The sequence below is a fragment of the bacterium genome (assembly GCA_040756715.1).
GTDB lineage: Bacteria > UBA9089 > UBA9088 > UBA9088 > UBA9088 > JBFLYE01.
This window is the reverse complement of the sequence record JBFLYE010000037.1, coordinates 663-6,830: the sequence shown is the minus strand read 5'-3', so window position 1 is coordinate 6,830 and position 6,168 is coordinate 663. Positions and strand designations below refer to the sequence as shown.

The window sequence follows — 6,168 nt, the reverse complement described above, 5'->3', positions numbered from 1 at the left end:
TCCTATGCTGAAATGGTAAAATTTGCCGATGGAATCCCAATAATTGTAAAAACCACAAGGGCAGATGGATTTAAGCTTTCAAAGGAAAGGCTAAAAGAAGCAATAACAGAGAGGACAAAAGGGATTATCCTAAATTCTCCTTCAAATCCAACCGGTGCGGTATATACAGAAAAAGAGCTATTAGGAATTGCAAGTGTGATAAAAGAAAATAACCTTTGGGTAATCTCAGATGAGGTATATGAGAAATTTGTCTATGATGGCTTATCTCATAAGAGCATTGCACAATTTATTCCAAAGAATACCGTTGTTATCAATGGCTTTTCAAAGACATATGCGATGACGGGATTAAGAATAGGTTATGCCGCAGGGCCAATTGATCTAATAAAAGCAGCAGGAAGAATACAGTCCCAGACAACCTCAAACCCCTGCTCAGTAATTCAATATGGTGCCTTAGCGGCGATAACCTCTGGCAATGATTTTGTCTTAAATATGGTTTCTACCTTTGAAAAAAGAAGAAGGCTTATCGTTGATGGCTTAAATCAAATAAAAGGAATGGATTGCCCGATGCCGCAAGGTGCATTTTATGCTTTTTGTGAGGTAAGTGGGCTGTTTAAAGAAAAGATAAAAGGCTCATCCTCTTTGGCAGAATTTCTTATTGAAGAGGCAAAGGTCGCATTGGTTCCTGGGGTTGCCTTTGGCGATGACAATTACCTAAGGTTTTCCTATGCTGCATCTACAAAAGATATCGAAGAGGGAATTTTAAGGATAAAAGAGGCCATCTCCCATTTGCAATAAACCACAATTGAGAAATATCAAGCTTACCATAGCCTATGATGGAACAAATTATTATGGTTGGCAGAGGCAGAAGGATAAGCCTACAGTCCAAAGAATGCTTGAGACCGCTATATTTAAGGTTACAAAAGAAAATGTAAAAACAATAGGTGCATCAAGGATAGATAAAGGAGCCCATGCATTGGCTTTTGTTGCAACATTTAAGACAGGCTCTAATATTCCAACTTTAAACCTAAAAAATGCCTTGAATTCTTTTCTTCCTTATGATATAATTATAAAAGATATAGAAGAGATAGACCTTTCATTTAATCCCAGGCATGCTAAAGAGAGAAGGTATAGGTATATTGTCCTAAATGATCGGGTTAAATCACCTGTGTTTTTAAGGTATAGCTATTTTTTTCCAGGCTCTCTTAATATAGAAATGATGAAAGAGGCAGCGAATATCTTTGTGGGAAAAATGGATTTTTCTTCATTTGTAAGAAGGGATGAAAGAAATCCGGTAAGGGAGATAAAATCCATTTCTATCTCTTCCCAAATGGGTATTTTTTCCGAAAACCTTATATTTTTTGATATTTCTGGTATAAGCTTTCTCCACAATATGATTAGGTGCATTGTGGCAACCTTAATTAAGGTGGGAAGCGGGCTTCTTAATTTAGATGCGGTATCTTCTATCATCCAGGGTAAGAATAGAAAACTTGCTCCTTGGACAACTCCTTCCCGCGGACTTTTCCTCATCGGGATTGATTACTAATGATAATTGTTATCTCAGCACCATCGGGAACAGGAAAGACAACAATTTGCAGGGGGCTATTAGAGGAATTTTCTGATTTGCGGTTTTCTGTATCCTACACCACAAGAAAACCAAGGGAGGGAGAAACAGAAAAATGGGAATACAAGTTTATCGATATTAACAGGTTTAAAAGGATGATTGAGAAGGATGAATTTGTTGAATGGGTGAAGATATTTGGAGATTATTATGGAACATCAAGGGAAACTTTGGAAAAAGCAAAGAATTATGACCTCCTTCTTGATATAGATGTGGTGGGTGGGAAAAAGATAAAAGCCTCTTATCCAGAAAGTCTCCTTATATTTCTTCTTCCACCATCAATGGAGGAGCTTGAAAGGAGGCTTATGATGAGAAAGACAGAATCTGATGAAAAAATAAGGGAGCGTCTTGAAAAGGCAAAATATGAGATAGAGGAGGGAAAAGATTATGATTATGTTATTGTAAATGAGAGATTAGAAAAAACAATATCTTTGATAAAGGAAATCATTTTAAAGAAAAAAGGAGGAGGAAAAGATGCTATATGACTACGATGAGATGCTAAGGCATGCAAAGAGCAAATTTCACCTGGTCAATCTTTTGGCAAAAAGGTCAAGGGAGTTAAATAGATGGGTTGGTTCTGAAACAGACATAATAAAGATAATTCCCCTTGCCATTGAGGAGTTATTAGAGGGAAAACTAATTGCCGAACCCAAAGAGCCTCCTCCACAGACCTTCCCAAAATAGCTGTTTTAAAATTTGTTTAGCTTTAATGGAACAAATGAAATGCGAACAAATTCAAATGGCTAAAATTGAAAATTCAAAACAATATAGAAGAACGAATATTATTTCCTGCTTTGTCCTTTCGGATTTCCTCCCTTTTTTAACCTCCTTTCCTCTTTTTGTCTACCTAAACACATACCCTTATTTAAATAGGATATTAGCAAGGTTATACCAATATTCATCAACAAGCTTTAGCTTTCCAGATGCCTCAATAAGTGGAACAGGTATTATTTTATTTCCCACCAAAGCTGCCATTGTTCCAAATTTCCCTTGATGGACAAACTCAACCGCGGCTACACCGACCCTTAAGCCCAATATCCTATCAAATAAGGTCGGAGGGCCTCCCCTCTGAATATGGCCAATCACAGAAAGCCTTGTTTCAATCCCTGTTTTTTTCTCTATTTCATCCGCGATTATTTTTCCCACACCCCTTTTTTGAAGAATCATATGGCCAAATTCATCAAGCCTTTCCTCTTTATCTACCTTAATTTTTATTCCCTCAGATACAACAACCAAAGCATATCCCTTCCTCTCCTTTGCCTTTATAAGATGCTTGCACATTTTGTCTAGGTCTGGCTCAATTTCTGGGATAAGAACCCAATCTGCACCTGCTCCAATCGCGGTAAATAGAGCAACCCATCCGGCATGACGGCCCATAACCTCTAATACCATAATTCTTCTGTGAGACCTGCCTGTATCCCTTAACCTATCCAAGGCATCAATTGCGACTGTAACAGATGTATCAAAGCCAAATGTATAATCTGTGCAAGATAGATCATTATCCATTGTCTTTGGAACGCCAACTATAGGCAGATTAAACTCTGAAAATAGCTTGTTTGCAATGCCCAATGTATCCTCTCCTCCCATGGCAATTATGGCATCAAGATTAAGGGCTTTAAAATTCTCATAGCATATCTTTAATCCATTTTCCTTATGTTTGGCTGGATTTACCCTTGTAGTTCCAAGGATTGTCCCACCATGTGAGGTAATCTCATCAATATCTTTCAAAGACAAGCTTATCGTCTCTTTCTCAAGCAGACCCTTCCATCCATTCAATATCCCAATTACCTCATCTTTAAAGTCAGCTGCCCTAAGGTATGCACCACGGATTGCAGGATTTAATCCTGGACAATCACCACCACCGGTCAATATCCCAATCTTCATAATTTTATAATAACATAAGCAACTTAAAATAAGCAAGAAAAAATTTAGCCAGACAATAAGCCGGATTCTGTTTAGATGGTCATTTATCTAGGATGGCTGTTGCCAACCATCTCAAGCGTTCTACCTTAAGAATAGCCGGGTTAGCCTCTTAGGTTTGAACTTGCACCGGATGGGGTTTTCCAAGGGGAAAAATCGCTTTTTCCCCTGGTGGGCTCTTACCCCACCATTTCACCATTGCCTGTAAAGTTTCCTTCCATCGGCTGTGTATTTTCTGTTGCACTTTCCGTAGCCTTACAACTCCTGGGTATTACCCAGCATCCTACCCTCTGGTGTCCGGACTTTCCTCTGGATTTATCCAGCGACCATCTTGCCTAGCTTTAAGAAATTTTGAATTCTAAATTTTTGAATTTTAAATCTATTTTAATAGTGTTCCCTAAAACTTCTTAATAATTAAAATTCGAAGTTTTTGGATAAAAATACCGAAATATATTATATGTGAAAGGTGGAAGAATTACAATAAAAAATTTTTATTGACATCTAGGTAAAATGTTTATTAAAATAATAGTCTAAAAATTATGGCAAGAATAGTAGGCGTGGATCTTCCGAAGAATAAACGGATAGAAATAGCCCTATCTTATATCTATGGAATTGGGCCTTTTTTTTCTAAGAAGATTCTTAAAAATGCAAATGTAAATTCCGATATAAGGGTAGCTGATCTCTCTGAAGAACAAGCTACAGCAATTAGAAGGGAGATTGAAAGGTTGGGGCTTAAGGTAGAAGGAGAGCTTAGAAGAGAGGTAAGTATGAATATCAAGCGATTGATTGAAACAGGCACTTATAGGGGCTTAAGGCATAGAAGAGGGCTTCCTGTTAGGGGGCAAAGAACCCATACAAATGCAAGGACAAAGAGGGGAAAGAGAAAGACAGTAGGAGCAAAGGTCAAAAAATAATGGCACCAAGGGTAAAAAAAGATAAAAAAAAGGAGAAAAAAATAGGGCTTGCTTGTATTTACATCCAATCAACCTTTAACAATACAATTGTTACAGTTACATCTTCCGAAGGAGATGTTGTTTGTTGGTCATCAGCTGGCTCTGTTGGTTTTAAAGGAACAAAAAAGGGGACACCCTTTGCCGCCCAAATTGCTGCAGATACAGTCGCAAAAAAGGCTTTTGAATATGGAATAAAGGATGCCTTTGTTTTTGTCACAGGCCCTGGAGGAGGAAAGGAATCTGCTGTGCGTGCCCTTCAGGCAGCTGGAATGAATATTAAAACCATAAAGGATGTAACCCCTATTCCCCATAATGGATGTAGGTCAAGAAAAAGAAGGAGGGTATGATAAAGATTCAAAACTTAAAACTAAAAATGCAAAATTGTGGTAGGGATTTAATTAAAAATATAACCAAAGTTTTAAGTTTTTAGTTTTTAAGATGGCAAGATATAGAGGTCCAAGTTGTAGAATTTGTAGGGCAAAAGCCGAAAAACTTTTCCTTAAAGGAAAAAGGTGTTTGAGTGAGAAATGTGGGTTTAACAAAAGATCATATCCACCTGGAAGCCAAGGACCAAACTTTAAGAAAAGAAAAATCTCGGATTATGGAGAACAGCTTGCTGAAAAGCAGAAGGCAAAATATATATATGGGATTTTAGAAAGGCAATTTAAGAATTATTTTAAAAAGGCAAAAGCCTTGTCAGGGCTTTGTGGAGATAATCTTCTTATCATGCTTGAAAGGAGGCTTGATAATGTTATTTATAGGGCAGGTTGGGTAGAGTCTAGAAAAGAGGCACGACAAATGGTCTCTCACAATCACCTTAAGGTAGGAGGAAGAAAGATAAATATCCCATCATATCTTGTTAAGGTTGCTGAAACAATAGAATTGGATAGAGAACCAAGATTAACGGCGGTTAATCTTCCTCCCTGGCTAAAGGTAGAGGGTAAAAAGATAGAGGTCTTGAGATTTCCAGAGCGAAAAGAAATAGCAACTCCCATAGAAGAAAATAAAATTGTTGCATTCTATTCTAAATAAGGAGGAAAAATATGAAAGAATGTGGGATTAGAAAATTGGAATGGCAGGAGGAAAGCCCTACATATGGAAAGCTTATTGCTGAACCATTTCCAAAGGGATTTGCCGTTACTATAGGCAATAGTCTAAGGAGAATACTCCTTTCCTCTATAGAAGGACCGGCGGTTACCTCTATCAAAATAGATGGCATTCTTCACGAATTTACAGCAATTCCAGGTATATTAGAAGACCCAATTGACCTTATCCTAAATATCAGAGGGATTATTTTTAAATATGAAGGAAATGGAAAAAAGGAATTGTTTTTAGAGGCAGAAAAAGGGTCTGTATCTGCTAGAATGATAAAAACTCCACCCGATGTAATAATAGTCAATCCAGAACACTATCTTTTAACAGTATCTGAGGGAAAAATAAAATTGGAGATGGAATTAGAGCGTGGTGTTGGCTATGTTCCTGCTAATGAGGCAAAAAGGGAAGAGAGATTAGGTGTAATCCCGATTGATGCCTATTTTTCTCCCATAAAAAGGGTGAACTTCTCGGTTGAAAATGTAAGGATAGGTGGAATTTCAGACTATGAAAGGCTTATACTTGAAATTACCACAAATGGTGCGATTAGCCCAAAGGAGGCTGTAATAAAAGCCGCATCTATAT

9 protein-coding genes and 1 other RNA gene are annotated in these 6,168 nt (G+C 37.5%); 8 read left to right on the top strand and 2 right to left on the bottom strand.

Features of this window, described 5'->3' with window-relative positions:
* The 4 genes from AB1397_01365 to AB1397_01350 all read left to right on the top strand — a co-directional run.
* Positions 1–795, top strand: a 795-nt coding sequence (locus tag AB1397_01365) for a pyridoxal phosphate-dependent aminotransferase (protein ID MEW6481648.1), incomplete at its 5' end; no start/stop codon positions are given.
* Between the two features lie 7 nt (positions 796–802).
* Positions 803–1,543: a tRNA pseudouridine(38-40) synthase TruA gene (gene truA / locus AB1397_01360; GenBank protein ID MEW6481647.1), complete on the top strand. Its 741-nt coding sequence runs from the start codon at positions 803–805 to the stop codon at positions 1,541–1,543.
* The gene (gene gmk, locus AB1397_01355; GenBank protein ID MEW6481646.1) at positions 1,543–2,103 is read left to right on the top strand and encodes a guanylate kinase; all 561 of its coding nucleotides are present in this window, start codon (positions 1,543–1,545) and stop codon (positions 2,101–2,103) included. The genes truA and gmk overlap by 1 nt, the downstream gene beginning before the upstream one ends.
* On the top strand, positions 2,093–2,302 hold the full coding sequence (locus AB1397_01350) for a DNA-directed RNA polymerase subunit omega (GenBank protein ID MEW6481645.1): 210 nt from the start codon (positions 2,093–2,095) through the stop codon (positions 2,300–2,302). Before gmk ends, AB1397_01350 begins: the two co-directional genes overlap by 11 nt.
* A 177-nt stretch (positions 2,303–2,479) precedes the next feature.
* Here the strand turns inward: AB1397_01350 and AB1397_01345 are convergent, their stop codons facing one another.
* Positions 2,480–3,502: an ATP-dependent 6-phosphofructokinase gene (locus tag AB1397_01345; GenBank protein ID MEW6481644.1), complete on the bottom strand. Its 1,023-nt coding sequence runs from the start codon at positions 3,500–3,502 to the stop codon at positions 2,480–2,482.
* Between the two features lie 41 nt (positions 3,503–3,543).
* Positions 3,544–3,880, bottom strand: an RNA gene (gene rnpB / locus AB1397_01340) — RNase P RNA component class A.
* 197 nt (positions 3,881–4,077) lie between these two features.
* Here rnpB and rpsM point away from each other — a divergent pair.
* From rpsM to AB1397_01320, 4 genes are all read left to right on the top strand, one after another.
* On the top strand, positions 4,078–4,452 hold the full coding sequence (gene rpsM / locus AB1397_01335) for a 30S ribosomal protein S13 (protein MEW6481643.1): 375 nt from the start codon (positions 4,078–4,080) through the stop codon (positions 4,450–4,452).
* The gene (gene rpsK / locus AB1397_01330; protein MEW6481642.1) at positions 4,452–4,838 is read left to right on the top strand and encodes a 30S ribosomal protein S11; all 387 of its coding nucleotides are present in this window, start codon (positions 4,452–4,454) and stop codon (positions 4,836–4,838) included. The genes rpsM and rpsK overlap by 1 nt, the downstream gene beginning before the upstream one ends.
* A gap of 91 nt (positions 4,839–4,929) precedes the next feature.
* Positions 4,930–5,523, top strand: coding sequence for a 30S ribosomal protein S4 (gene rpsD / locus AB1397_01325; GenBank protein MEW6481641.1), 594 nt, complete (start codon positions 4,930–4,932; stop codon positions 5,521–5,523).
* A gap of 11 nt (positions 5,524–5,534) precedes the next feature.
* A partial coding sequence (locus AB1397_01320; GenBank protein ID MEW6481640.1) for a DNA-directed RNA polymerase subunit alpha occupies positions 5,535–6,168 on the top strand: 634 nt, incomplete at its 3' end.

What these genes read in the sequence shown, in the direction of transcription:
- rpsK (MEW6481642.1), top strand. Translation starts at nt 4,452, where the DNA reads ATGGCACCAAGGGTAAAAAAAGATAAAAAAAAGGAGAAAAAAATAGGG.
- AB1397_01345 (MEW6481644.1), bottom strand. Translation starts at nt 3,502, where the DNA reads ATGAAGATTGGGATATTGACCGGTGGTGGTGATTGTCCAGGATTAAAT.
- rpsM (MEW6481643.1), top strand. Translation starts at nt 4,078, where the DNA reads ATGGCAAGAATAGTAGGCGTGGATCTTCCGAAGAATAAACGGATAGAA.
- AB1397_01350 (MEW6481645.1), top strand. Translation starts at nt 2,093, where the DNA reads ATGCTATATGACTACGATGAGATGCTAAGGCATGCAAAGAGCAAATTT.
- rpsD (MEW6481641.1), top strand. Translation starts at nt 4,930, where the DNA reads ATGGCAAGATATAGAGGTCCAAGTTGTAGAATTTGTAGGGCAAAAGCC.
- gmk (MEW6481646.1), top strand. Translation starts at nt 1,543, where the DNA reads ATGATAATTGTTATCTCAGCACCATCGGGAACAGGAAAGACAACAATT.